This window comes from Bacillus sp. AFS088145 (assembly GCF_002564465.1).
Classification (GTDB): Bacteria; Bacillota; Bacilli; order Bacillales; family Bacillaceae_G; genus Gottfriedia.
This window is the reverse complement of the sequence record NZ_NUUX01000009.1, coordinates 1-24,381: the sequence shown is the minus strand read 5'-3', so window position 1 is coordinate 24,381 and position 24,381 is coordinate 1. Positions and strand designations below refer to the sequence as shown.

General features: G+C 32.0%; 25 protein-coding genes and 1 pseudogene. 13 read left to right on the top strand and 13 right to left on the bottom strand.

The window, feature by feature from the left end:
- The first annotated feature begins 68 nt into the window (after positions 1-68).
- Positions 69-2,309, top strand: a complete 2,241-nt coding sequence (locus tag COI44_RS06215; RefSeq protein ID WP_098427140.1) for an MMPL family transporter — start codon at positions 69-71, stop codon at positions 2,307-2,309.
- 58 nt (positions 2,310-2,367) lie between these two features.
- Here the strand turns inward: COI44_RS06215 and COI44_RS06210 are convergent, their stop codons facing one another.
- From COI44_RS06210 to COI44_RS06200, 3 genes are all read right to left on the bottom strand, one after another.
- Positions 2,368-2,670 (bottom strand): transposase, encoded by a 303-nt coding sequence (locus tag COI44_RS06210; protein WP_098427139.1) that lies wholly within the window; start codon positions 2,668-2,670, stop codon positions 2,368-2,370.
- A gap of 174 nt (positions 2,671-2,844) precedes the next feature.
- Positions 2,845-3,363 (bottom strand): spermidine/spermine N(1)-acetyltransferase, encoded by a 519-nt coding sequence (gene paiA, locus COI44_RS06205; RefSeq protein ID WP_098427138.1) that lies wholly within the window; start codon positions 3,361-3,363, stop codon positions 2,845-2,847.
- Positions 3,364-3,389: 26 nt separating this feature from the next.
- Positions 3,390-3,842, bottom strand: coding sequence for a MarR family winged helix-turn-helix transcriptional regulator (locus COI44_RS06200; protein ID WP_098427137.1), 453 nt, complete (start codon positions 3,840-3,842; stop codon positions 3,390-3,392).
- 121 nt (positions 3,843-3,963) lie between these two features.
- Here COI44_RS06200 and COI44_RS06195 point away from each other — a divergent pair, with 121 nt between their 5' ends.
- From COI44_RS06195 to COI44_RS06185, 3 genes are all read left to right on the top strand, one after another.
- Positions 3,964-4,404, top strand: a complete 441-nt coding sequence (locus COI44_RS06195) for a GNAT family N-acetyltransferase (RefSeq protein ID WP_098427136.1) — start codon at positions 3,964-3,966, stop codon at positions 4,402-4,404.
- Positions 4,401-5,066: a YczE/YyaS/YitT family protein gene (locus COI44_RS06190; protein ID WP_098427135.1), complete on the top strand. Its 666-nt coding sequence runs from the start codon at positions 4,401-4,403 to the stop codon at positions 5,064-5,066. The genes COI44_RS06195 and COI44_RS06190 overlap by 4 nt, the downstream gene beginning before the upstream one ends.
- Before the next feature lie 68 nt (positions 5,067-5,134).
- Positions 5,135-5,269 carry a small, acid-soluble spore protein L gene (locus tag COI44_RS06185; protein ID WP_098427134.1) on the top strand — a complete coding sequence of 45 codons (135 nt, stop codon included), beginning with the start codon at positions 5,135-5,137 and terminating at the stop codon, positions 5,267-5,269.
- Positions 5,270-5,334: 65 nt separating this feature from the next.
- Here the strand turns inward: COI44_RS06185 and COI44_RS06180 are convergent, their stop codons facing one another.
- Together COI44_RS06180 and COI44_RS06175 are read right to left on the bottom strand one after the other, a co-directional pair.
- Positions 5,335-6,144: a putative protein N(5)-glutamine methyltransferase gene (locus COI44_RS06180; protein ID WP_483295466.1), complete on the bottom strand. Its 810-nt coding sequence runs from the start codon at positions 6,142-6,144 to the stop codon at positions 5,335-5,337.
- 376 nt (positions 6,145-6,520) lie between these two features.
- Positions 6,521-7,762, bottom strand: a complete 1,242-nt coding sequence (locus COI44_RS06175; RefSeq protein WP_098427133.1) for a cation:proton antiporter — start codon at positions 7,760-7,762, stop codon at positions 6,521-6,523.
- Positions 7,763-8,087: 325 nt separating this feature from the next.
- Between COI44_RS06175 and COI44_RS06170 the strand changes: the two genes are divergently transcribed.
- The 4 genes from COI44_RS06170 to COI44_RS06155 all read left to right on the top strand — a co-directional run bounded on the left by COI44_RS06170 (position 8,088) and on the right by COI44_RS06155 (position 12,781).
- Positions 8,088-8,798: a DUF421 domain-containing protein gene (locus tag COI44_RS06170; protein WP_098427132.1), complete on the top strand. Its 711-nt coding sequence runs from the start codon at positions 8,088-8,090 to the stop codon at positions 8,796-8,798.
- A gap of 322 nt (positions 8,799-9,120) precedes the next feature.
- Positions 9,121-10,581, top strand: a complete 1,461-nt coding sequence (locus tag COI44_RS06165) for a spore germination protein (RefSeq protein WP_179887028.1) — start codon at positions 9,121-9,123, stop codon at positions 10,579-10,581.
- Positions 10,578-11,690, top strand: coding sequence for a GerAB/ArcD/ProY family transporter (locus COI44_RS06160; protein ID WP_179887027.1), 1,113 nt, complete (start codon positions 10,578-10,580; stop codon positions 11,688-11,690). The genes COI44_RS06165 and COI44_RS06160 overlap by 4 nt, the downstream gene beginning before the upstream one ends.
- On the top strand, positions 11,687-12,781 hold the full coding sequence (locus tag COI44_RS06155; protein ID WP_098427129.1) for a Ger(x)C family spore germination protein: 1,095 nt from the start codon (positions 11,687-11,689) through the stop codon (positions 12,779-12,781). The genes COI44_RS06160 and COI44_RS06155 overlap by 4 nt, the downstream gene beginning before the upstream one ends.
- A 160-nt stretch (positions 12,782-12,941) precedes the next feature.
- Here COI44_RS06155 and COI44_RS06150 read toward each other — a convergent pair whose 3' ends face one another.
- Positions 12,942-13,373, bottom strand: a complete 432-nt coding sequence (locus COI44_RS06150; protein ID WP_098427285.1) for an Lrp/AsnC family transcriptional regulator — start codon at positions 13,371-13,373, stop codon at positions 12,942-12,944.
- 143 nt (positions 13,374-13,516) lie between these two features.
- Between COI44_RS06150 and COI44_RS06145 the strand changes: the two genes are divergently transcribed.
- The 3 genes from COI44_RS06145 (at position 13,517) to COI44_RS06135 (ending at position 15,988) form a co-directional block, all read left to right on the top strand.
- Positions 13,517-14,098: a beta-class carbonic anhydrase gene (locus COI44_RS06145; RefSeq protein WP_098427128.1), complete on the top strand. Its 582-nt coding sequence runs from the start codon at positions 13,517-13,519 to the stop codon at positions 14,096-14,098.
- A gap of 34 nt (positions 14,099-14,132) precedes the next feature.
- Positions 14,133-14,576 carry a cyanase gene (gene cynS / locus COI44_RS06140; protein ID WP_098427127.1) on the top strand — a complete coding sequence of 148 codons (444 nt, stop codon included), beginning with the start codon at positions 14,133-14,135 and terminating at the stop codon, positions 14,574-14,576.
- Positions 14,577-14,707: 131 nt separating this feature from the next.
- Positions 14,708-15,988 carry a purine/pyrimidine permease gene (locus COI44_RS06135; protein ID WP_098427126.1) on the top strand — a complete coding sequence of 427 codons (1,281 nt, stop codon included), beginning with the start codon at positions 14,708-14,710 and terminating at the stop codon, positions 15,986-15,988.
- Positions 15,989-16,128: 140 nt separating this feature from the next.
- Here COI44_RS06135 and COI44_RS24040 read toward each other — a convergent pair whose 3' ends face one another.
- Positions 16,129-16,302, bottom strand: a complete 174-nt coding sequence (locus COI44_RS24040; protein ID WP_179887026.1) for a hypothetical protein — start codon at positions 16,300-16,302, stop codon at positions 16,129-16,131.
- Between the two features lie 160 nt (positions 16,303-16,462).
- Positions 16,463-17,866: a MocR-like pyridoxine biosynthesis transcription factor PdxR gene (pdxR, locus tag COI44_RS06130; RefSeq protein ID WP_098427125.1), complete on the bottom strand. Its 1,404-nt coding sequence runs from the start codon at positions 17,864-17,866 to the stop codon at positions 16,463-16,465.
- A gap of 118 nt (positions 17,867-17,984) precedes the next feature.
- Between pdxR and COI44_RS06125 the strand changes: the two genes are divergently transcribed.
- Complete coding sequence (locus tag COI44_RS06125) at positions 17,985-18,911, top strand: DMT family transporter (protein WP_098427124.1); 927 nt, start codon at positions 17,985-17,987, stop codon at positions 18,909-18,911.
- 149 nt (positions 18,912-19,060) lie between these two features.
- On the opposite strand, the pseudogene COI44_RS06120 reads toward COI44_RS06125, so the two are convergent.
- Positions 19,061-19,216: pseudogene (locus COI44_RS06120) on the bottom strand (sporulation protein YhbH); the annotation flags it as partial.
- Between the two features lie 314 nt (positions 19,217-19,530).
- The gene (locus COI44_RS06115; RefSeq protein ID WP_353616005.1) at positions 19,531-20,256 is read right to left on the bottom strand and encodes a tyrosine-type recombinase/integrase; all 726 of its coding nucleotides are present in this window, start codon (positions 20,254-20,256) and stop codon (positions 19,531-19,533) included.
- Positions 20,257-20,572: 316 nt separating this feature from the next.
- Between COI44_RS06115 and COI44_RS06110 the strand changes: the two genes are divergently transcribed.
- Entirely contained in the window at positions 20,573-21,082 is a 510-nt protein-coding gene (locus COI44_RS06110; RefSeq protein ID WP_098427123.1) for a DinB family protein, read from the top strand.
- Positions 21,083-21,313: 231 nt separating this feature from the next.
- On the opposite strand, the gene COI44_RS06105 is transcribed toward COI44_RS06110, so the two are convergent.
- The 3 genes from COI44_RS06105 to COI44_RS06095 all read right to left on the bottom strand — a co-directional run bounded on the left by COI44_RS06105 (position 21,314) and on the right by COI44_RS06095 (position 24,118).
- Entirely contained in the window at positions 21,314-21,811 is a 498-nt protein-coding gene (locus COI44_RS06105; protein WP_098427122.1) for a hypothetical protein, read from the bottom strand.
- A 169-nt stretch (positions 21,812-21,980) separates the two neighbouring features.
- Positions 21,981-22,268 carry a hypothetical protein gene (locus COI44_RS06100; protein WP_098427121.1) on the bottom strand — a complete coding sequence of 96 codons (288 nt, stop codon included), beginning with the start codon at positions 22,266-22,268 and terminating at the stop codon, positions 21,981-21,983.
- A 410-nt stretch (positions 22,269-22,678) separates the two neighbouring features.
- Entirely contained in the window at positions 22,679-24,118 is a 1,440-nt protein-coding gene (locus COI44_RS06095) for a hypothetical protein (protein WP_098427120.1), read from the bottom strand.
- Positions 24,119-24,381: the final 263 nt, after the last annotated feature.

The following is a 24,381-nucleotide window of genomic DNA, read 5'->3' as shown; positions in this document are numbered from 1 at the left end:
GTTCTTGAATAATTAACTGACTAGTATATATAATTAAGTTAATAAATTTTAGGAGAGGTGAATTCCATATGAAACAGCACCCCTTTCATTCTTGGGGCAAATTTGTAAGTAGTAAACGTACAAGATGGATAACATTGTTGGTGTGGGTCTTATTAACTGTTGTATTATCATTTACTTTTCCATCTGTAAACGAAGTAGAAAACAATACTGCAGATAACTTACCTAAGCAATCCATGTCTCAAAAAGCGGATCAGCTAATAAAAAAAGAATTTCCAACTGATTCTGGAAATCCTTTATTAATTGTTTGGAACCGTAAAGACGGACTAAATGAGGACGATTACAAAATCATTCAAACTGTTTATAAAGAACTTCGAAATAATCCATTAAAAAATCAATTAACATCACCGTCATATGATTTAATGCCAATCCAGGCAATTAAAAGAAGTTCTTCAGAGGATGGTTCTACAATCATTACTGCTGTTCTTTTTGACAAAAAAGCAGATGATAAAGTACTACAAAAAAATATCAACTTATTAGAAAAACAAATTAAAAATAATACTGGTGATGACCCAGTAAAACGCAAATTAACAGAATCTGGTTTAAAAGTCCGCTTCTCTGGCCCGGTTGGTATTCAAACTGACGCTGTAAGTTTATTTTCACAAGCCGATGTTAAACTTTTATTATCAACAGTATCACTTGTATTAGTTTTCTTAATCCTTCTATATCGTTCGCCAATTATGGCGATTGTCCCGTTAATAGTCGTTGGTTTCGCATATGGAATCGTCAATCCATTATTAGGTTTTTTAGGTGATAAAGGTATTATAACGGTGGATTCTCAAGCCGTTTCGATTATGACAGTTTTATTATTTGGTGCAGGTACTGATTATTGTTTATTTTTAATATCTAGATATCGTGAATTTTTACTTTTGGAAGAAAACAAATATAAAGCACTTCAGCTCGCAATCAGAGAATCTAGTGGAGCTATCTCAATGAGTGCTTTAACGGTCGTTATTGGATTAGGTACACTCTTATTAGCTCAATATGGTGCTTTCCATCGTTTCGCAGTACCATTTAGTTTGGCAGTCCTGATTATGGGTATTGCTGCGATCACAATCCTCCCTGCCCTACTTTCTATATTTGGTAGAGTTTCATTTTTTCCTTTTATCCCAAGAACAGAGGAGATGGAAGCATTAAGAGCTAAGAAAAAAGGAAAACCAATTAAAAAATCAAAAATCAAAGTAACATTTAATCAAAAAATAGGAAAACTAGTTACTCATAAACCTTGGACAATTATTCTAGTCTCGATCATTCTTTTAGGAGGGCTAGCTCTATTTGTACCTCGAGTACAATACACATATGATTTACTTCAATCATTTCCTAAAGATATGCCTTCAAGAGAAGGTTTTGATTTAATATCTGACCATTATTCATCAGGTTTATTAGCACCCGTTAAAGTTATAATCGATACAGAAAATAAAAATATCCCTGTAAAAAAAGAATTCGAATCACTTTCATTCGTAAAAGATGTGTCTGAACCTATTACAGGTAAAAATAATAAAAACTTACAATTATATGAAATTTCTTTAGTCGATAATCCATATTCTATTAAAGGATTAGAAAGAATACCTCAACTAGAAAAGAAAATTAAGAAACTATTGAACGAATATGATATACAAAAAGTAGATAAGCATTACTGGATTGGTGGAGAAACAGTAACGAATTTAGATACAAAAAATATAACTGAACGTGATGAATCCGTGATCATTCCGGTAATGATTGGATTAATTGCATTATTACTGTTAACTTATTTACGTTCCTTCACAGCGATGATTTACTTAATTCTAACCGTCATATTATCATATCTTTCAGCATTAGGTGCTGGCTGGCTAATTCTTCACTACGGATTTGGGGCTAGCGCGATACAAGGTTCGATTCCATTATATTCCTTTGTATTTTTAGTAGCATTAGGTGAAGATTACAATATATTCATGGTTTCCGAAATTTGGAAAAATAAAAAGAAACAAACTCATCGCGAAGCAGTATCAAATGGAGTCGCAAAAACCGGGGCTGTTATTTCATCTGCTGGATTAATCTTGGCCGGTACATTCCTAGTGTTAGCAACACTACCTATTCAAGTATTAGTTCAATTTGGTATTGTTACTTGTGTTGGAGTATTAATTGATACATTCATTGTTCGTCCACTTTTAGTTCCAGCCATTACTACAGTATTAGGTAGATTTGCATATTGGCCAGGTGAACTTTCGAAAAAAGAGTATGATTCAAAACCAGAAATGCAAATAGAAAAATAACGATAAAAAGACACCACAATGCATGATATAGAGAAATGATGCGTTGTGGTGTTTTTCATTACTTATTAGTTTGATTAAGCTGTTTCACCATCAGATTAATCAATTGATATAAGCCATATAAACCTAAGTAAGAGCCAGCAATTAAAAAATAAATATTAAGGAATACAGCATGAATATTGGTCATAAAAACAACATCATGTTTTATAATCTCATAAATTGATATTGCTGAAATTCCCCCAAAAACTACATAAGAGATGATTGCGATCAAATTAAAGATTGAGTTAAACATTCGATTAAATCTAGCCAATCCATTCATAATAATAGGAAAAAAAATAATTGAACAAAAGATTAAAGTTTTCAAGTGGTTACTTACTCCATTTTATTATCGAATTATGTTAATTTTATTCTTTACAAATTACTATTAACTATCCAAATTGACCGCTCTTTTCATTCTCCTAATAAAAATCACCAAATAAATACCAAAAAAGGGGTGGGGAATTATACATAAGGCAATACCGGGTATCAAATAAAAAAATTACACGAGTGTTTTAGTCATGATCAAGTCTATTTGTTCTTCATCCCCCATATAGAATGAGTGTGACCCATTGTGAACAAATCCCATTTTTTTATAAAATGCGATCGCATTTTCATTTTTTTCCCATACGCCTAGCCAGATTTTCTTTTTATTAAGTTCCTCCGCAATTTCTATGGCTTTATTTAACAGAACTTTACCAAGTCCGTGTTTTTGAAATTCCTTCTTTATATAAATCCTCTCGATTTCAAGTGATTCATCACCCATTACTTCAGACTGGGCATCAGCTGTATTGACCTTTAAATATCCAGCGACGGTTTGATTAAAATAAATGAAAAAGAAATGCGAAGACTGATTTAACAATTCTTCTTCTATTTGATTTAAATTAAACGCTCTTTCTAAATAAGCATTCATATTTTCTAGTGTATTTTGATCCTTAAATGTTTCATTAAACGTTTCATAACCGATTTGTTGAAGTTTGTGTGAATCTTTAGAACTACACTTTGTTATATTGATCGTCATATTAATCCGTCTCTCCTCTTATCTAATCAATAATTTCTCTTGTTTCCCTTTTTTACAAATTCCCAGTCTTTTTCTACATTTTTTCTTACCTTTTGAAGAAGATTAAAAATGGTTTCAACTTCTATTTGGGACAATCCCTCTAGTGCAACGATATTAGAATAATCGTTTTCTCTTTTTATAAATGGATAAACATTTTCCCCTTTTTCTGTCACAAAGAGTTTTTTTATTTTTTTGTTCTCTTTATCCTCTTTCTTTTCTATAAATCCATTCATTTCTAGTTTTTTTATAGCACGCGCTGCTGTAGTTCGATCTACTTTTATCATCTCAGCCAATTTTTCTTGAATGATTCCTGGATTTTCAGCTATTCGCACTAGATATAAATACTGCCCTTTTGTAAGGTCATGCTCTTTAAATTCAATATTACTGATCGAATCTAGAGCCCTTGCGATCATTCCAATTTCACGAAGAATTTCCTTCATAATTAACTCCTTAGTATTAATTTTGTTGTAAATGCAATAAAAATGATATATGTTGAATTTAACTTATTTTTGTTGCATTTGCAATAAAATAAAAAAATTTAATTAAAAGGGACTGATAAAAATGAAGAATACAAAAAAAATAATGAATGATGAAGAGCTAAAAATAGCATTTGCAATAAGGAAAGATATATTTGTGAAAGAACAAGGTGTACCTCTAGAAGTTGAATTTGATCAATATGACAAATTAAACGGAGATTGCCAACACATATTAGTTCATTACAATGAACAACCAGTCGGAACAGGAAGAATTAGGTTTGTTGATGGAGTAGGTAAATTAGAAAGAATCTGTATTCTTGAGTCTTTCCGAAAATTTGGTCTTGGCAAAAACATTATTAAAGCTTTAGAAGAAATTGCGGAAGAACAAGGAGCTTCGACAGTTAAATTGCATGGGCAAACACATGCAGAAGGTTTTTATAAAAAACTTGGTTATCGCACTTCCTCTGATGTCTTTATAGAAGACGGTATCCCTCATATTCTAATGCTAAAAGAACTAACTAAATGATAAAGCGATTAATTAAAGCGAAACATCTTTTTTTCGGATTAGGAATTTTAATATTAACCTTAGGTATTTCAATCAATATACAATCTAACCTTGGAACTTCACCTTTTGATGCGCTTTTAGTAGGGTTATCCAAAAATATGGGGTTGACAGTCGGAAGTTGGGAAATAATTATTGCTTTACTACTAATCTGTATAAATTCTTTTTTAAAAAGACAAAGACCAGAACTTTTAGGATTAGTAACTGCCTTTATTACGGGTATCGGTATTGATATGTGGCTTTATTTATTACACAATTTCATAACACCTGAATTTTGGTACAGCAAAATAGCTTGTTATGGTATCGGATTAATTATTTCAGGACTTGGAACCGCAACCTATTTACACACAAACTTTGCACCAATTCCAGTGGACCGACTAACATTAATCCTACAGGAATTAACAAGAACAAGTATCTTTATTTCGAAAACAGTCATTTATCTCATTTTCTTAATAGCTGCATTCATTTCAAATGGACCGATCGGCATTGGGACGATATTAACCGTTTGTTTTGGTGGGTTAATACTTAATTTCTTTATTCCACTTACAAAAAAATTTTTAGACCGCGTATTATCTCAACATAGTACATCTTCTAACTTTGAAAAAGAGAAAAATCTTTCTATATAGCATGTACTAGATTGCTTTTACTCATAAATCTACTGTCTTCGGAAATACTAACCTTGGAGGTGAAGCACATGAGTAAAAAATCATCTGGAAGAGGACAAAAAGCTCCAAGTGTTAATCCACAAGGATACGGAAAAGACGTTGAATTTTCAACTGAGCCTCAAAGTCAACTACAGAATTTAGCAAAAAAGTCGAACAAAAAATAAGCTTTGCTACTAAAAACAACCAGAGTAACCCATAACGGGGCTTCACTGGTTGTTTTTTAATTAATCTATAATGGCGGTTTCGTACCAATTACAACTGTGGCGTCCAATTCACTATTGTGTGCTAACCCGGCTATTAGTCCACATTGAGTAAAGATTTTAACTGTTTGAGGAGCCTGAATTTTACTTGTCTCTATTAATAAATGCCCGCCTGAAGCTAACCAGAAAGACGCTTTTTCTGCCACTTTTCGATGAATATCATTTCCATCCATACCACCATCAAGTGCGACTTTTGGCTCATAAAGACGTGCCTCCTGAGGGAGAGACGTTATTGCCTCAGTTGGAACATATGGTGCGTTCGCCACTATAATATCAACATTCCCAAGTAATTGAGATGGCAATGGATTATAAAGATCACCTTCATATACAAGACCACCTAGTTTAGAAACATTGCACTTGGCACACTGAACTGCAGTAGGATCAATATCAACCGCATACAACGAAACCAATCCCACAGCCATGGAAATAGCTACACCCACTGCACCAGATCCACAACAAAGATCAACCACTTTGACTCCAGGTACAGACAATTCAATAGCCTTTTGAGCAAGAAACTCTGTCCGACGGCGAGGAACGAAGACACCTGGGACTACTACAATCCTATTGCCATAAAACTCCGCCCAGCCTAGGATGTATTCTAATGGTGAACCAGTTACTCGAAGATTTACCATTGTTAAAAGTTCTTCCAAAGTATCAGCTTCAGAAATGAGAAGCTGAGCTTCTTCTTCTGCAAAAACGCAACCGGCGTTCCTAAGTTGCTCGATAATACTATTCTTAGTTTGTTCACTACTATAAATTTCATTTTGATTTACTATAATTACCCCCAATTTTTATATAGGTTATTATTGGGAGTTCGTTATATATTGTAAAATACCTTCTTCAACTTGGATACCAGTAGTTAGATATGGTCCTTTCTACTGAACATTTATAAAAACAAAAAAATAGAATAACCCTCTATCGGGATATTCCGGTTTATTTCCCTACTTTTCTTTTCATACTTTGTTGGAACACTGAAAATATTTCTTGTTCACTGATAGCATTAAGACATACTTACAAGATATACCTTATCAATAGTCTGTTCGCAACTGGGACAGCCTCTTATATCGATCAATAGCATCAGAACTTTGATCTGTTTCTAACATTGAAAATTTTACCAATCACATGAACGTTTCCACTTGCCACATAAAAGAAATCCTATTGTCTAACTTTTTCTTTATTTTTTATATACATTATTACTCGTGGGATACTCAATCCTTGAATCAACAATGAAAAGACTACATTTGCATAGACAATTAGCAAGATGTTTTCTCTATATGGAAATTCAGCAGGCAAAGTTAGTGCCAGTGCAATTGACAATGCACCTTTTAACCCACCCCAGTTAATAAGAAACTTTTCAATATTTGTAAAAGTATTTATTTTTATCAGACTAATAGTTACTGCAATTGTTCTTGCGATTAATACAATTAATATCGTTAAAAAAGAAACTTTCCAATTTGAAAATACATCTAATCGATAAACTACTAAACCAATTAGTAGGAATAAAATCGTATTTCCGACAAACGATACGATGTCCCAAAAACTTGCGATGTAATCTTCGGTTACCGCACTCATTCCAATTTTCTTTCCATAATTTCCAAATACAATGCCTCCAATTACAACTGCGATTACGCCACTTCCATGGAAATGCTCTGAAATTAGATAACTACCATAAAAAAGTAAAAAAGAAACCATTGTTTCAAGAGGGTAATTATCTACAAAACTAATCGTGTATGAAGCTAAAAATCCTAAAATTAACCCGATAACTGTTCCAATAAGAACAACTTTGAAGAATAATAAAATACCAGCACCAATACCTGATAATCCCATGTTAATATAACTTAATAGGAATACTGTAGATATTTTAAAAAACACAACTGCTATTCCATCATTAAACAGACTTTCTCCTTCTAAACTAGCCGCAATACTTTTCTTTACATTGTATATCTTAAACATTCCCATTACCGATATAGGATCAGTTGCACACATAAGAGAAGCTATCGTAAAAGATACTACTACTGGTAACTTACAAATATAAATCAAGGCAAAAGCTACAAGTACAAATGTTATAAATGTGCTTAATAGAGCTAAACTTATAATTTCATTTTTGTATTTTTTTATTTCCTTATATTCAAACTTCATCGATGCCTCTCCAAGAAGTGAAGGCAAAAAAATACTAAGAACAATCAATGAAAAATTCTCACTATTCGTAAATAAATCAGCAATTTTATCTAAAAAATCAATATTCAAAATACCAATTACTAAACCAATAATGACTAGGAATATTGTGTAGGGTTTATTAAATTTATTTGCAGCCAACCAGGATATCACACCAATTAAGAGTAATATTAAGAATTCTCCTATAATCACGTTTGAAACTTCTAACAATCCGTGTTCCATTTAAAGCTCTCCTTAGTAGAAATAACCTTGAAATAATAATTGGATTTGAAACCCTTCAATTCGAATTATTCCATAAGAATGATTTATTACACTTCCAAGCGTTTCATGCTTGAAATGGAAATGGTTATTGCTTTTCAAACTACTTATCAGTCTGTTGTAATACCATTCCTAAGTTAATAACATTTTTACCAACTGAGGTAAATTTATGTAGAGGCAAAAAAGGTCTTTTAAGTTTAATTACTTTACAAAAGAATTTACTTTTACGTATTATCTAAATTTTTTATGTAAAAATATAGTAAGAAATAGGTTAAAGGCGAGGGTAGTGATGGAAACTTTTGATGTCATAATACGAACACTTTCAGCATTCGTTTTACTTATTTGTATTACCCATATTCTTGGTAAGCAAACTATTTCAAAAATGACTTATCATGATTATATTACTTCAATTACACTAGGATCTATTGCAGGTAACTTGGCGTTTAATACTTCCATCCATTTCAGTAACTATATCATTGCATTAATAATCTTCAGTACGTTTTTATTCCTTGCTACTTTAGTTTCATTAAAAAATAAAAAAGCTAGAGCATTATTCAATGGACAGCCTACTGTTGTCATACAAGATGGAAAAATACTTGAAAAAAACATAGAAAAATTAAAAGTTACAATGGATTCATTAAATCAAGCACTAAGAAGAAGAGATATATTTGATATTGATGAAGTAGAATACGCTATTTTTGAACCTGACGGACATTTATCTCTATTAAAGAAACCCTTATATCGTTTTGTAACAAGAGAAGATTTGGGGATTTCTAGTCCTTCCCAATCAGATTTCCCTATTGAAATCATTATGGATGGTCAAATTATTGATAAAAATATCACTCAAAACCACCTAACAAAGGATTGGATTGTTACTGAAATAGCCAAGCGAGGCTTGAAATTAGATGATGTTTCATATTGTGTTCGTGGAACTAATGGTCAACTATATTTTGATTTGTACAAAGATCAGATTCATTCACCTGTTGATATAGAAGAATGAAGTTTTCCTCTCACTTTCGTAGTGAATTAAACCCGAACTGGAAATAACTCTATACTGAATAAAAATTTGATAAAAATCTGCTAATTATCTATAAAAAGATCGAACATAACAAATAAAAATAAAAAGGGCTATTAAAATACCTTCCACTTGTGCTTGTGCACACTACTTTATTATTCCAATCAAAAATAGGGCTCTCACGTGTCAGTTAATCTGACCTATGAGATAGCCCTTTTCTTTATTTATAATCATTCAATTTCTTAATCTGACCAATGAATATGTTTTTCTATTTTACAAACAATATACGACAGGAGGTGGAATATTATTGAAAACACAACCAACAATTACTATTTCTAAAGACGTGAATAGTAATTTAGAAAAATTAAAAGATAAGTTTTCTAATGTTTTTGATTTTAAAACAAGAAAGATTACTTTCAATAATAGACCACTATGTATTGCTTTTATTGATACTATTTCAAATAAAGATATTATTAATGAAAAAATTATTAAAGTACTTTTAAATATCAAACATGGAAATATCATGACCGATCTACCTGTTTCAACTATTTCGACAGCTAATTGTTTGAACGAAATACAAGAGGCTCTTACGGATGGAAATACGATATTGTTAGTTGATGGTTCAAACGAAGCCTTTATCATAGATACTGTTTTATTCGAAGTGAGATCGACAAGTGAGCCTACAAATGAAAAAGTTGTTTCAGGTTCTCATGACGGTTTTGTTGAGAGCCTAAATAAAAATATTAATTTTCTAAGAAGTAGAATTAGAAGCACAGATTTAAAAATAGAAGTTTTACCGATTGGAGATCCTGGTACCAATGTTGGAATTTTATATTTAGATAATATCGTAAATAAAGATATTCTAGAAATTGTTAAAATCCGTATTAACTCTATTCAACTTGAAAATAACTTAACAACTGGTAAGTTAGAAGAATTTATTGAGGATAGTTCACTTTCACCATTTCCACAAATTCTAGAAACGGAGCGTCCTGACCGAGTTATTTCTAATTTATATGACGGGAAAATTTGCGTAATTGTTGAAGGAAGTCCAACGGTTTCAATTATGCCAGCTTCTTTTTTTACGTTTTTCCAAACTCCCGATGACTATAATGGTCGAGTTTTAATTGGTACTTTTCTAAGACTCATTAGACTATTTTGTTTTTTTCTCAGCATTACTTTACCTGCAGTTTATATAGCAATCGTTTCATTTAGCTATGAAATTCTCCCATATGAACTAGTATCTACCATTCAAAACAGCATTGAATACGTACCATTTTCTCCATTTGTTGAAGCTTTAATTATGCAGTTGTTCTTGGAATTATTAAGAGAAGCGTCAATTCGACTACCTAGTCCGATTGCACAAACTATTGGTATTGTAGGTGGCCTCGTTATTGGCACTGCAATTGTTGAAGCAAATTTAGTATCAAATACAATGATTGTAGTTCTTGCAATTACAGCAGTTGCTTCATTTGTTATTCCTACACATGAAATGAGCTTTTCACTTCGACTATTAAGTTTTCCAATGATTATATTGGCATCAATCTATGGATTTGTAGGAATTATATTCGGTTTAATGCTTATTTTTATTCATATTGTAAAGCTCGAGTCGTTTGGTACTCCATACTTTTCACCCCTTGCACCGATTCGAGTAAAAGATCTAAAAGATGCATTAATTAGAGTGCCAAGCTGGAAAATGAAAACAAGACCGACAAATGCACAGCCTATTGATACTATTCAATCTAAAGGAATGAAGGGATGGAAAAAATGAAAATTAAGAAAAACGAGACCATTTCATCCTTTCAATTATTTTTTTATTTGGTTATCGTACAAATGAATGTAGGAATATTTACATTACCAAGTTATTTATATAAGGAAAGTGCTCATGATGGATGGATTTCTATCTTATTTTCTTGTTTATTTTCAATTAGTACTGTATTTCTATACTCATTTTTACTTAAACGATTTCCAAATTTAACCATATTTGATATTTGTACATTTTTTTTTGGTAAGTGGATTGGCGGAATAGTAAAGATTAGTTATATTTTGTATTTTTTATTTACAGCTTATTTAATTAATCAATTTTATCTATTTGTTTTTAGTAAATGGGTTTTTCCAAACTCACCAGCTTGGGGTATCCTGCTCCTCCTATTGATCATTGGAGTTTACTTAGGGAAAGAAACCATTCGAACACAGGCCCGTTTTTTCCAGTTATCTTTTTGGGCGTTTTTAGTCATTTTCTTTTTTAGTATAGAAGCATTTCAACAGGTGGATTTTAAATATTTATTACCAATTGCCCATGTTAATTTTTCTCATATTTTAAAAGGTAGTTATCTATCTTATTATTTCTTACATGGCTTTGAATGCCTTTTAGTGCTCTACCCATTTGTAAAAGAACCTCATAGTAAAAAAATAAAAAGTACCATTTTTTCTATATTGTTTATTACGATCATTAATCTTTTCACTGTGATTTTATGTTTTGTATTCTTTAGTGATAAGGAGATGAAGTCAATCCCAGAACCAACAATCTATTTGTTTAAAACATTATCCTTTTTCAAAGAATTAGAGCGACTAGATTTATTATTTCTATCAGTCTGGTTTATCATAATTGCCTCTTCTTATGTGTCATATCTAAACTTAGCTAATGTTGGTATTTCGAACTTATTAGGAAAAAATCGAAATCATACTTCATCCGTACTTACAATTTGTATAGTAATCTTTTTAATTGGCAATTTTATACCTACTGTAAAAGGTTTTTACGAAACTTTACTTAAAATTATATCTTTTTCAAGTTTTATTTTTATACTTGCGATTCCGTCGTTTGTATTGTTAATCTCCCTTTTATTTAAGATTAAAAGTAAGGAAGTTAAATTGTCATGAAAAAATATCATTACATTCCTTTTTTATTAATCTTTTTATTAACAGGATGCTGGGACCAGCACTCATTAAAAGATTCTGCACTAGTACTGGGCGCTGGATTTGACCAACTTCCAAAAGGTAAGGTTAAAGGAACAGTAAGCATCAGAACTAGCATTTCCAAAGGTGACCAAACTGAAAATATCAATTATATGGTCAGTGAGCAGGGAATGTCTGTAAGAGATATACGTAACAATATTGATTATCAAATACCTGGTAATTTTTCATCTAACAAACTACTAGTTATGCTTTTAGGCGAAGATCTTGCAAAAAATAATTTGTATCCTTATTTTGATAATTATTTCCGATTTATTCGAAGCACGCTAACTTCAAGAGTTGCAATTGTAAAAGGACAGGCTTCTAGCATCATTGAAATGAAAACATATAAAGATATTTTCATTAGTGAATCACTGTCAGAAATGCTTGAAGCCGGTGAAAATATTTCTGTTATTCCAAAAGAAACGCAAGAAACTGTTTACAAAAAAATGGATGATCCAGGTATTGATTTAGTCCTACCTTATTTAGAAAAAACAGAAGACGAAACAATTAAGATTAAAGGTGTGGCACTTTTAGAAAACCATCTATTTACTGGCAAAGTACTAAATAATAAACAGTCAAAATTATTGTTATTACTGAAGGACCAAAAAAGTAATACGATGAGTTTAACGGAACCATTGGGGAGAAAAAATGGGATTGTTTCTTTTAAAATAAAACGTATAAAAAGAAACCTACAAATCAAAAGTGGAAATCGACCTAAAGTAAAAATTGATTTAAAATTAAAGATTGATTTAACTGAGTATACTGGCGCGGATCTGGCTAGTAATATCAAGAAAAGGGAAGTAGAAAACAAAATTGCTAAAAATATCGAAAAGGAGCTAAAAGAAGTAATTAGCATTCTTCAAGAATCAAATTGTGATGCATTAGGGATTGGTAGATATATAATGGCTTATCATCCGGATACTTGGAAGAAGTTAAATTGGGAAAAGGACTATTCAAAAGTTCCCTTTGAGGTCAATACAAAAGTAATTATGTATACAAGTGGGATTATTTTATGACCGTTAAACCAAGTAAAGTTTAGCAATCATTTATTTACATTACAAAACCAGAAAAGCCTTTTATCGGGCTTTTTTTGGTTTTGCTTGGTTCTATTCATACTTCATTTCGATCTATGGCATAGTTCATTAATTTTTGACAGTTTACAAATAAAAATTAGCTTTATTTTAGCTTTCCTATTGATAGGTTCACACGATAATTCCCGTACTCTAATAATCTTTCTAGAAATGTATCCAATTCTTCATTGGAAGAAAAATGCGTTTTTAATAAATAGCATCCTTCACCACTTGTACGATGCACCTCAGAAACTGCCTCTTCTTCTTGAAAGAAAATCTTAAAAGCTTGATGATTAGCTGTTTTTACGAACACAGTAACAAATGCAGTGACGATTTGTCCTAATTTGATTCGGTTTATCGCGATTGTATATTGTTCAATAATCCCTAAATCCTCTAGTCTTCGAATGCGATTTCCTACAGCCTGCCCTGTCATATGTATTTTTTGCCCAAGCTCTTTCCATTGAATTCTTGAGTGTTCTCCTAATAATTTAAGTATCTCAAAATCTGTTTGATCAATGATATAAATCAATCCTTTCATCATGAAAGTAGATAGTCAGATAGTGTTTCGTCAACTTATTCTGCTTATCAATACAATTCACTATACTTAGTTTATCCTCTTACATCACATTACTTAGAGGTCACAACTAAGAAAGACATCTAAATTTAAAGGTGGTTTTAAACATGTTATTACAAGAAATTTTAGCGTACAATGAACAATTTGTACAAAACAAGGGATACCTACCTTATGAAGCAACAAAAATACCCCAAAAGCGTATGGTTGTTATCTCTTGCATGGATGCTCGTTTAATTGAGCTACTTCCAAAAGCTTTGGATTTACACAATGGTGATGCAAAAATCATCAAAAATGCAGGTGGTACGATTACAGATGCCTTTGGTAGTATCATGCGAAGTGTTGTAACAGCTGTATATGAATTAAATGCAGAAGAAATTTATATTATTGGACACCATGCATGTGGAATGAGTCAAAGTAATCCAAAAGGAACACTTCAAAAAATATTGGACCGTGGAGTATCTTCACCAGAAATTTTCTCAGCGATCGAATATGCTGGAATTGACCTTGAAAAGTGGTTATTTGGATTTGATCATGTCAACGATTCAATTCAAGCTAATATTGATTTAGTAAGAAATCATCCATTTATACCTAAAGATCTTCCTGTCCATGGTTTAGCTATTGATCCTCACACAGGTAAATTAGATTTATTAGTTGATGGTTATAAAACATTAAATGACGTTAAAAATTAATTAGTATTAATTAATTGGAAGGAAGTTAATCGATATGAATAGAAATGCAGCTACGCAAAAAATTATGGAAGCAAAAATTGCAAAAGGTTTAACATGGGAGGAAATTTCAAAAATAAGTGAGAACTCTGAGTCTTGGGTTGTAACAGCATTATTAGGTCAAGCTACAATGACACGTCCAGAAGCAGAAAAAATGGCTAAACTATTAGAATTAGATGAAGAAGTAGTTCAAGCATTAACGATTATTCCACATAGAGGTGCTGCAATGCAAATGCCGCCTACTGACCCAATCTTATATCGTTTATATGAGATGCTATTAGTGTACGGACCAACTATTAAAGAATTAATTCAAGAAAAAGTTGGTGAAGGTATCATGAGTGCAATTGATTTCGAACTAGGTGTGGAGAAAAAAGAAGATCCAAATGGTGACCGTGTAATCCTAACGCTTAATGGTAAATTCTTACCTTATCGTAAATGGTAAATTATAAAATTGTATATCTATTAAAATAAGCTTACGCCTTATAAAAATAAGAAATCCATCCTTTTTAATCTACCACTATAGAAAAGATGGATTTTTTCTATGAGGTTCTTTTTTAAGCAAGGGAGTTTAGTATGAATAATAAATATGTTGATACTAGCTTTAGTATCTTACAGTGGTTTGTGTTTCTATTAGCCAATGCAATTGCATTGCCAATCATTATTGGTGGCTTATTCCATTTATCAATTGAAGACATCTCAACTTTAATGCAGCGTACTTTTTTTGTTGTGGGAGTAAGTTCATTTTTACAAGCATGGTTAGGGCATCGCTATCCCATTGCGGATGGCCCAGCAGGTTCATGGGTAAGTATATTTGTCATATTAGGTCAAGTAGCTATGCATCAAGGACAAAGTGCAAAAAATGTTCTACAACTTTTAGAAGGTGGATTAATTATCGCAGGTCTATTACTATTCGTTCTTGGGATAACAGGACTTGTGCATCGAATTCTACATTTATTTACCCCTTTAGTTACCGGAACATTTCTTTTAACCTTAGCTCTTCAGCTTAGTGGTGTGTTACTAAAAGGCATGATGGGAATACAAGGAACTGTAACTCAGCCTAATTATACATTAGCTACTATTGCGCTCTTTGTTTTTGCCTTTATTACTTTTTTATCAATTAAAGGAAAAGGATGGATGAAAAGTTACGCTGTGTTACTTGGAATTTCAATTGGTTGGCTTTTATATGCTATATTTGAAAAATCGTCCCATCTTCCTTCTCATACACCTTTAGTTAAGCTTCCAAAGATATTTGCTTGGGGCATGCCTAAGTTAGATATTGGGATTACGCTATCTGTCACTTTATTTACATTCTTATTAGTTGCAAATACAATTGCTGCTATTTCGGCTGTAAAACAAGTGGCTCCACTATCGAAAGAAAATGAAAGACAAACATTGAATCGGGGTATATGGGTCGGAGGTATATCACATGTTTTCACGTCGTTGTTCTCTACAATTGGTGTTGTACCATTGCCTGCATCAGCAGGATTTATTCAACTAACAGGTCAAAAAAAAGTGAAGCCATTCCTTATAGCAAATCTCATATTAGCTGGAATTTCTTTTATTCCCTCTTTTGTAGGCTTTATATCCTTACTACCAGGTCCTATTGCAAATGCCGCTCTCTTAGCAACATTTGTCCAAATGATCGGAATTTCATTTCAATCAATTTTACGTGAAGAATTAAATCAACATCGATTAACGATCGTAGGAATTTCATTATTAATTAGTTTAGGTATTATGTTTCTTCCAGAAAGTGCATTTAGCGGAATACCATCTACCTTCAAATATGTTTTAAGTAATGGATTACTTGTAGGTACTATGATTGTTATTCTACTGGAACAATTTTGGAAGGAATGATTCTTGATAAAAAACAGAAAAACCCTATAAGGGCTTTTCTGTTTATATGATTAGTTCTATAACATTCCAATAGGCCAAGAAAAATAAAGATAAAAAAAGCATACTTCTCTAATTATCGTTAGTATGCATACTTATATTTATTAGTGCTTTAACATATATCCCCAAAGTAATAATGGTGTAATAAGAAAAGTGTAAAGTACTATTTGCAAAACAATTATTGGTTTTATTTCTTTAAAATCACTTACCCAAAACTTAGAAACTATCGCATATAATACTAATTCTATTACTGGTCCAAATACAATTAACCATTTCATTTTAAAAATTTTGCTCCTTTTAGAAATTCTAAGATGCATAGATTACAATCTCACTCTAAAATTATAGCACAAAAAAGAATAAATTATTTTACAAAAACAAAAAACTCTGAAGTTTTAAATAAATGTTCATTTAATGTCCGTTTTCCCTATTAACCATTTTTTATTTCAATATTTTGAACCATGAATTGTATAACAATCGAATAGCCTCTTCAATCTCAGCCTCTGATAAAATAGCAAATCCAAGTAACACTGTATTTTTGGGATTATTCCCTTCGCTATAATACATTGAAACTGGATATACTTTAATACTATTTTCAGCCGCCCTTTTTATTAACTCTTCTTCTAACATTCCATTGTGAACTTTTAATAAAATATGTAAGCCAGAGTCTTCTCCTATCACTTCCACTTTATTAGAAAAGTACCTTTCTATCGCCGAAACAAGTACATCTCTCTTTTTTCTGTATACAACTCGCATTTTATGAATATGTTTTTCCCAATGTCCTTCGTTTAAAAATCTTCTAATGATTTCTTGATCAATTCTTGAAACACTTTGTGTGAAGAATAAATATTGTGAATGATACAAACTAATTAGCTGTTTTGGCAACACCATATAACTCATTCGTAATGATGGGAGTAAAGCTTTTGAAAATGTACCCATGTAAATTACGTTTCCCTCTGTATCAAGCCCCTGCAATGCTGGAATCGGTTTTCCAGAATAACGAAATTCACTGTCATAATCATCTTCAATAATATAACGTCCATGCTCCTCTTGTGCCCATTGTAATAGCTGTCCTCTTCTTTTAATTGGCATAATCATTCCACAAGGAAATTGGTGAGACGGGGTAACGAAAATAACTTTCGCTTTGCTAGATTCTATAGCTGCAATAGAAATCCCATCCTCATCAAGTGGGATCATTTGAACATTTTCTTCTCCCTTCTCAAAAACCACCAACTTTCGATGATACCCTGGATTTTCAACTGCAAAATGCTTTCCCTTTAGTAATTGAAACAAGATTCTTATTAAAAATTGGGTTCCAGCTCCTATTACAATTTGACTTGCTGAACATCTAACACCTCTTGATTCATATAAATATTTCGCAATCTCTTCACGCAAGTTGGATTCACCTTGAGGATGACCAAGAAATAGAAGTTCCTTATTTTCTTGTTGCCATACTTCATTTGAAATTTTCCGATAGACAGCGAATGGAAATGTCTTTGGATCTACACCCGTCTGTGTAAAATCATATTTATATATCTGTTCCCCGTATAATACTTCCTTAACGAATTCTCTTTTTTTCTCTGTAAGCACCATTTGCTCAATTTCACATACAAAATACCCCTTACGTGAAACTGATTCAATATACCCTTCTGCCAGAAGTTGTTCATATGCGGATTCAACTGTATTTTTACTCACTTCTAAATACATTGCTAACTTTCTTTTTGCTGGAAGCTTCGTCATAGAAGGAATTTTTCCACTTCTTATTTCTTCTTTTATATACCCATATAACTGTACATACAACGGCATTTTTGACTCAATATTCAAATTTGGTGTTAACTCTAACATAAAATCTGACCCCTTCATAAAACAAATTATTGATACTTTATATAGTACCAGAGGTTTTATATAATTCTTTTTATCATGTAAATCAAATAAAATCAATATTTGAAAGGAGCATCATGTCATGCAAAACAACAGACGTCTTGGACTATTTATGATTCTTACAGGAGCTACTTTATGGGGATTATCAGGTCCATTAATTCAGTGGTTTTTTCAACGTACGAAAATATCATCTATCGACTATTTAGTAATTCGCCTCTTACTAGCTGGAGTCTTTATTTTATGTTTCTTACTTACAAAAAAACAAAATATATTTCGTATTTGGCAACAACCACGTCATCTATTACACCTTATCATTTTCTCTATTCTCGGGATGCTTGGCGCACAATATGCTTTTATTGAAACTGTGCATATTAGCAACGCTGTGACCGCTACTCTATTCCAATTTTTAGGGCCAGTTCTCATTACTATTTATATTGCAATACAGCATAAAAAACTTCCTTCTACTATGCAAGTGCTAGCAATTTTCTCTGCGCTGATCGGCACATACTTTATTATTACAAATGGATCAGCCCATAATATTGTCATGTCTAAGGAAACTATTTTATTCGGACTGTTAACAGCTATTGGTTTTACCTTCTATACACTTCATCCTACTTCCCTTATTCAACAATGGGGGACGACTCTAATTATCGGCTGGGGTATGCTAATTGGAGGTATTGTATTATTTATTTACAATCATTCTTTTGAATGGAAACAATTTTCACAAACCTTTACGATGTCAACATTCTCTATGCTGATTTTAATTATTTTAATCGGTACACTTTCTTTTCTTCTCTACATCGGTAGTCTAAAATATTTATCAGCAACAGAGACTAGTATTTTATCTAGTATTGAACCACTTGTAGCAACTATTATTTCTATTACTTGGCTTAAGGAATCTTTCGGAGTATACCAATTACTAGGTGGTATATGTATCATCATCGCAGTTATTTTCTTAACAATGCCAGAAAAAGAAGTAAAAATCCACATTCACACTGAACAAATATGATGCCAAATGACTATAACTAAATTGAATAAGAACCCTGTCTTCACTATTGATTAAACATTAAATCTTTATGACAAAAAAAACAGAAACACCCTATAAGGGGCTTTTCTGTTTTTCATTTGCTCTATTCATTTTAATCTATTGTCCAGCGATTATTTCGCTGCCTTCTCATGCTCTTGTTTAAAGAAGCTCTTCATTGAATGGAATACATCTGATTTTTGTTTAAGGATGTAGTAGCGGAATTTTTCATCGTTACTGTTTTTATATGCGGACATTAGAGTAGAGTGTCGGTTGTATTGGTTTACTTGTATAGGATACACCCTTTGATATGACTGAGTTTTATCACATTAAATTTTTAAAAATCCCATTAAGATGTTTAGGATATGCCCTTATATTAACTTTCACATCTTTTAGTTCTTTATAAAAGATAAATTTCATAAGACACCCTTTTTCCTTATCAGCATGCTCAGTTTTATAAGAAGTTATTAAATGGAGCATTGCAGTTTCTTTTAAAAGTATTTACAATATTGATCTTGGCGTTGCTTTCCACTTAGTTTCGCATATATTCGAGTTGTCTCACTCTTTTCGTGACCTAAAAAACTTGGATTACTTTAATCGGAGCTCAGTTATCCATTAAATGAGTTGCGTAACTGTGCCTAAGTTGGTGGCGTGAAATCTTTTTGTTAAAATCTGCCTGTAAAGAAACCTCCTTAATTATATGGCGCGTTTGAGCAATACTTAACCGGCAAGGTGCTCTTTCGGTTACAAACAATGCAGGATCTGTATCATTTCGTTCTTTCAAGTATCTAACTAACCAAATTTCAGCTCGAGTATTGAAGTATACTTCTCTTTCCTTATCACCTTTTCCTCTTACTATTACTGAGTGATTCGACCAATTTATATCATTTTTATTTATTAAGACAATTTCGCCGATACGGCATCCTGATGAATACATAAACTCAATTATTGCATGTTCTCTTGGCGTATTACAGGCTTCACTAAGGAGTTCAATTTCCTTAACAGTTAAAAATTTAGGAATTCTAAATCCGGCTTTTGGTTCTTTTAGCTTTGAGGAAGGGTTATTATAAATTTCACCCTCTTCATGAGCCCAACGGAATAAAGATTTTATAAAACGAACTCGATGTGCTAGACTTGCAGGTTTTAACTTTTCTCCAACAATTACAAGATACTCTTTTAAAGCATCAGTAGTGATTTGAGTAATTTCAATATCACCCAAGTGTTTTATTAATAGTGTTGCTTGGATTTTATATGCTTTTAGAGTAGTTGTTGAGTATCCTTCAATTAACTTATCATTATAGTAACTTATCCATGCTTTAGATAATAACATTAATGAATTCCCTCCAATAATTGTTGTTATACCAGGCATTATTGACGAAATTCATGTTTAAAATAGGTGGGGTAAGACTAGAAAATGATAAAATATTAATGCACCAAATGGCAGTTTAGTGAAATAAAAAGTGAATTAATCCATTATTATCTGTATTATGTTAACTGCATAAATCAGTTGTACAGAGATAATAAAGTTGTTTAATTTGCAATTATTTTGCGGTAATGAAATTAAATATCAAATAAAGGAAATATCCTCTTGACAGTCGAATATTAGCCTAGAACCATAATAAACTATTCCGATGAGGAGGATTCTTGTGCGTCCACGACCATTATCTATTGAAAATCCGGAGCATGCTAGGTATGTTAGTCTTGTGCCAGATGGAGATATTAAAGAAATACTTAGTAAGCAACGAACTAAGACCATTACCCTCTTAAGCAGCGTATCAGAGGAGTCATCAAGGAAGGCTTACGCACCAGGGAAATGGACTTTAAAAGAAGTGATTGGGCATATGACCGACTCGGAACGTGTGATGTCGTATCGAATGCTTGCCATTGCACGAAATGAAAGTGCACCACTCCCAGCAATGGATCAGAATCAATATGTTTCTGCGGCAAACTTCAACAAATTATCCTGGGAGCAGCTACTAGCTGGTTTAGACACGGTACGCTCCAACACGTTAAGTCTTATTTCAACCATTGATGATGCAGCGTGGGATCGTAATGGAACTGTAATGAACAGCCCAGTTTCGATAGGTATCATTGCATATGGCATTGCCGGGCATGAGTTACACCATATGAAAGTGATTAGTGATAAATACTTATAAGTCTTTTTCTATTAATGAAAAAACCTAATTTCTCATTTAGGGTGCGTTAGTTGAAGAAGCAGCAAAAAAAGGATCTTTCCTGTTGAAAGTCCTTTTTTTATTGCCGATAACGGTGTTTATGTAAAATTAGATTGTATTAGATTTTCACGTGAAAACGAGGCGTACTTGTTCAACTACCATGTAAGTATCTTTTAGATTCATTTTAGGAACTTGGAAAGCCCTCTTTTGATTTTAAAAATTCTCATTTGTCAACTTTTTTAACTTTATGAGTTTCTCAAGACGAAGATAAATATAGCTAACCGATATACCCACAATGAAACCACCTACTACTGCAAGGTCACTCCATTCAACAATTCCCCCTACAATATCATCCCAAAATACACTTTTCCAATTTTCCCAGAAGAATCGGTCTCTGTAATTAGATATATGCATTTCTGGACTAGTTGAAATTCCGATAATCCCAAGCTGAAAAGCATTGGATAAATAATAAAAAATAATTGAAACAAGCCACGTTGAGCTACTCGCTAAAGCGGACATCAATTTTGATTTGGAAGTTCGTACTTCATTTAGTGCGATGGGTACAATTGGTACTAACCAAACACCATAAGTCAGCACTTTCCAAAAAAACTCTCCTTGAACAAGCACATTTGAAATAAAACTATGAAAGTAAAAATCAAACACACTAAATACAATCCCAATTACAATATAGACGAACCATCGTATTTTCACTAAACAATTCCTCTTTTCAGATTTATTTATCTTAAATTAGATTGATATTGTATATTCGGCTTCTAAATTAAACTATCCTGCCATTTACTTTAATAAGAAAAAGCTACCAAAACAGCATTAAGTTTTATTTATATAATCGAATCCACTTTCCAAAACTACGTTCGTAATACTAACTTTTTGTAAAGTAATAATCGGGTTTTCCAGCAGGTTTCTCTTTATTAACAACTTCAATCATGTACAATCTTTTTTGAGTCAGTTCCATATCTCCTTCATTCATATCACTTATTCTTTTAACTCTATTTATTTTCCCTTCTAAACTTGTATCATGTTTGTAAGCTATTAATGACTTTTTCTCTAATGAATGTGTTGTTACTACTGAGAAATAAAAGTGTTTTTCAAAAGATTTGTAGTAATGATTTATTCCAAAAATAAAAACTGCTATACAAATTAATGTCATTAAACAGACATAAAAGTAGACATGAAAGAGAACTTAAATGATTTCTGAACCAAATAAAAATATAAAAAATACGGTAAACTAAGTAATAATATTGGCAAACCAAAAGAAAAAATTGAGAAAAATATGACAGTAAATGTAAATTCAATCGCTTTTACTACATCGAACAGAATCAAGAGCACTGTAACTAAAAAAGGTATAGTGTACAGAATAAGTATCTTCGGTGTTAATTTCAATATGTATTACCCCCACCTTTTATTTTAATATAATCAGTATTAAATTAATAAATCCCCTATAGTAGACTGCCTATCCATTTTATCAGATAGGCTTTTTTACGTGTCTACTATAAGGGATAATATCAATTAACAGTCTTTTTTCATTACGCAAATATCAACATTTATGTTTAACATTGCCTAAAACTTCACGGTTGTTTTTGGAATATATCCATTATACTTGTTTAGATACTTTACATAAACATAGTCATGTTTCAGGCCATACCCCGAGCTAATAACGTATATCTTTGTTCCTTTTGGAATTGATTTTACTACCTTCCCTTTACCATCCGAAAGTGATCTAAGAGTAGCTGCTGATTTCAAATAATAGTATTTTTTAACCACTGTAGATTTCGGTGTAATCGTAATTGGAATATCTGGTGAGTAATGACTTGCTATTGCAAACTTATCAACATCAGACGTAGAGAAGAAAAAATTATAAGATTGGCCAACTACAAGATTCCCTTTATAACTATAAGTGTTTGTTCCTTTATTTAAATAAATTTCCTTGTTATTAGGTAAAGTAATTTTCGTAAAGCTGTAATCGTGATCAACTGGTGGTGTAAATGAAACTGTAACGATCCCATTCGTTTCTTTAACTTTTACATTCGTTACAGGACCTGGTGGTAATGGATTATCCCAAATTAATGTTGTTCCTTTTGAGATGTTTCCATTATAGTCTACAGTTTGAAGTATAAACTTTTGTTCCTTAAATACCGTGTCTGGTTTGTATTCATAAAAACTATCGTAACTAGGCCTTCCTGGAACGTAAATCTTTTTCCCATTAGGCACTGTTAGATAAGTTCCAACAAAATCTGCATCTGATGGATTATACCAAGAGAAGTCCAAATACTTATCGCTAGAATATGTTCTTGTCGCCATAACATATATGAGATTTTTTTGTACATAATTGATTTTACCATATTTAATTTCTCCTGGAGGCCTGTTCTCATTCGTAGTTTTAAACGTTTTTTGTGAACATTCTGTATATGGAACTACATTTCCTAATTTATCTTTTGGACATACTTTTAATAAATAAGTAGTATTTGCTTCTAAATTATTTGCAGTATAAACACCACCATTTAATGGACCAGTAACCAAGTTTGTTAACAATTCTCCATTCAGATAAATGTCTACAGACTCTAAATCTGGTGTGTATGTTGGATTTTGCCATGCAAATCGAATAAAATGATTATCAATGTTTGGGTAATCGTCTAAAATAACATTTGGTGGTGCCGTTGTATCCTTTTCAATCGTAATTGTTACAGATTTTTTATCATCAAACCCATTTGCCCAAATCGTATAAGTATATGTAATATCATCTTGTACTGAATTTGAATCCTTATATTCCCCTCTACCCCATACTTCATTATCTAGAATTTCACCGTTACGTTCAATCGTGTATGTATCACTCGCATTCCAATCCCATGTAAGTGTAACAATATGGTCCTTGTGAGTAGCATTTAAGTTCGTTACGACTCCTTTTTCACCAGTTGCCGTATCCATTGCAAATACATGTGAAGTAGTAAATAAAAATGACAAAGTGATTAACGCGATGATGATCCTTTTAATATCTTTCATTTCTTCCCCTCCCAAAAAGAAGTATAGCACCTCTTGTTCTAAGCGAGTACATGTAAAAATAACTTTTTTAATAGAACTAATTAGACCGAAAATATGAAATCTAATGCTAGATTTAAAGATAACCTATTCAAATACATTTGGAAAAATAGTTACCGAAATTTATTAGTTTCATTAGAATGTATCATTTCAACTATTTATTAATTCGATTATATCCCTATACTATCTTTTCCTTATGCAACAAAGCTGCCATTTAGCCACTCATG

Bases quoted from the DNA above. Each gene is read 5' to 3' on its own strand.
- COI44_RS06095 (WP_098427120.1), bottom strand. From the start codon at position 24,118: ATGAAAGATATTAAAAGGATCATCATCGCGTTAATCACTTTGTCATTT.
- COI44_RS06185 (WP_098427134.1), top strand. From the start codon at position 5,135: ATGAGTAAAAAATCATCTGGAAGAGGACAAAAAGCTCCAAGTGTTAAT.
- COI44_RS06200 (WP_098427137.1), bottom strand. From the start codon at position 3,842: ATGAAGGAAATTCTTCGTGAAATTGGAATGATCGCAAGGGCTCTAGAT.
- COI44_RS06170 (WP_098427132.1), top strand. From the start codon at position 8,088: ATGGAAACTTTTGATGTCATAATACGAACACTTTCAGCATTCGTTTTA.
- COI44_RS06195 (WP_098427136.1), top strand. From the start codon at position 3,964: ATGAAGAATACAAAAAAAATAATGAATGATGAAGAGCTAAAAATAGCA.
- COI44_RS06190 (WP_098427135.1), top strand. From the start codon at position 4,401: ATGATAAAGCGATTAATTAAAGCGAAACATCTTTTTTTCGGATTAGGA.
- COI44_RS06160 (WP_179887027.1), top strand. From the start codon at position 10,578: ATGAAAATTAAGAAAAACGAGACCATTTCATCCTTTCAATTATTTTTT.
- COI44_RS06125 (WP_098427124.1), top strand. From the start codon at position 17,985: ATGCAAAACAACAGACGTCTTGGACTATTTATGATTCTTACAGGAGCT.
- COI44_RS06100 (WP_098427121.1), bottom strand. From the start codon at position 22,268: ATGACATTAATTTGTATAGCAGTTTTTATTTTTGGAATAAATCATTAC.
- COI44_RS06115 (WP_353616005.1), bottom strand. From the start codon at position 20,256: ATGTTATTATCTAAAGCATGGATAAGTTACTATAATGATAAGTTAATT.
- pdxR (WP_098427125.1), bottom strand. From the start codon at position 17,866: ATGTTAGAGTTAACACCAAATTTGAATATTGAGTCAAAAATGCCGTTG.
- COI44_RS24040 (WP_179887026.1), bottom strand. From the start codon at position 16,302: ATGAAATGGTTAATTGTATTTGGACCAGTAATAGAATTAGTATTATAT.
- COI44_RS06175 (WP_098427133.1), bottom strand. From the start codon at position 7,762: ATGGAACACGGATTGTTAGAAGTTTCAAACGTGATTATAGGAGAATTC.
- paiA (WP_098427138.1), bottom strand. From the start codon at position 3,363: ATGACGATCAATATAACAAAGTGTAGTTCTAAAGATTCACACAAACTT.
- COI44_RS06135 (WP_098427126.1), top strand. From the start codon at position 14,708: ATGAATAATAAATATGTTGATACTAGCTTTAGTATCTTACAGTGGTTT.
- COI44_RS06215 (WP_098427140.1), top strand. From the start codon at position 69: ATGAAACAGCACCCCTTTCATTCTTGGGGCAAATTTGTAAGTAGTAAA.
- cynS (WP_098427127.1), top strand. From the start codon at position 14,133: ATGAATAGAAATGCAGCTACGCAAAAAATTATGGAAGCAAAAATTGCA.
- COI44_RS06145 (WP_098427128.1), top strand. From the start codon at position 13,517: ATGTTATTACAAGAAATTTTAGCGTACAATGAACAATTTGTACAAAAC.
- COI44_RS06150 (WP_098427285.1), bottom strand. From the start codon at position 13,373: ATGAAAGGATTGATTTATATCATTGATCAAACAGATTTTGAGATACTT.
- COI44_RS06155 (WP_098427129.1), top strand. From the start codon at position 11,687: ATGAAAAAATATCATTACATTCCTTTTTTATTAATCTTTTTATTAACA.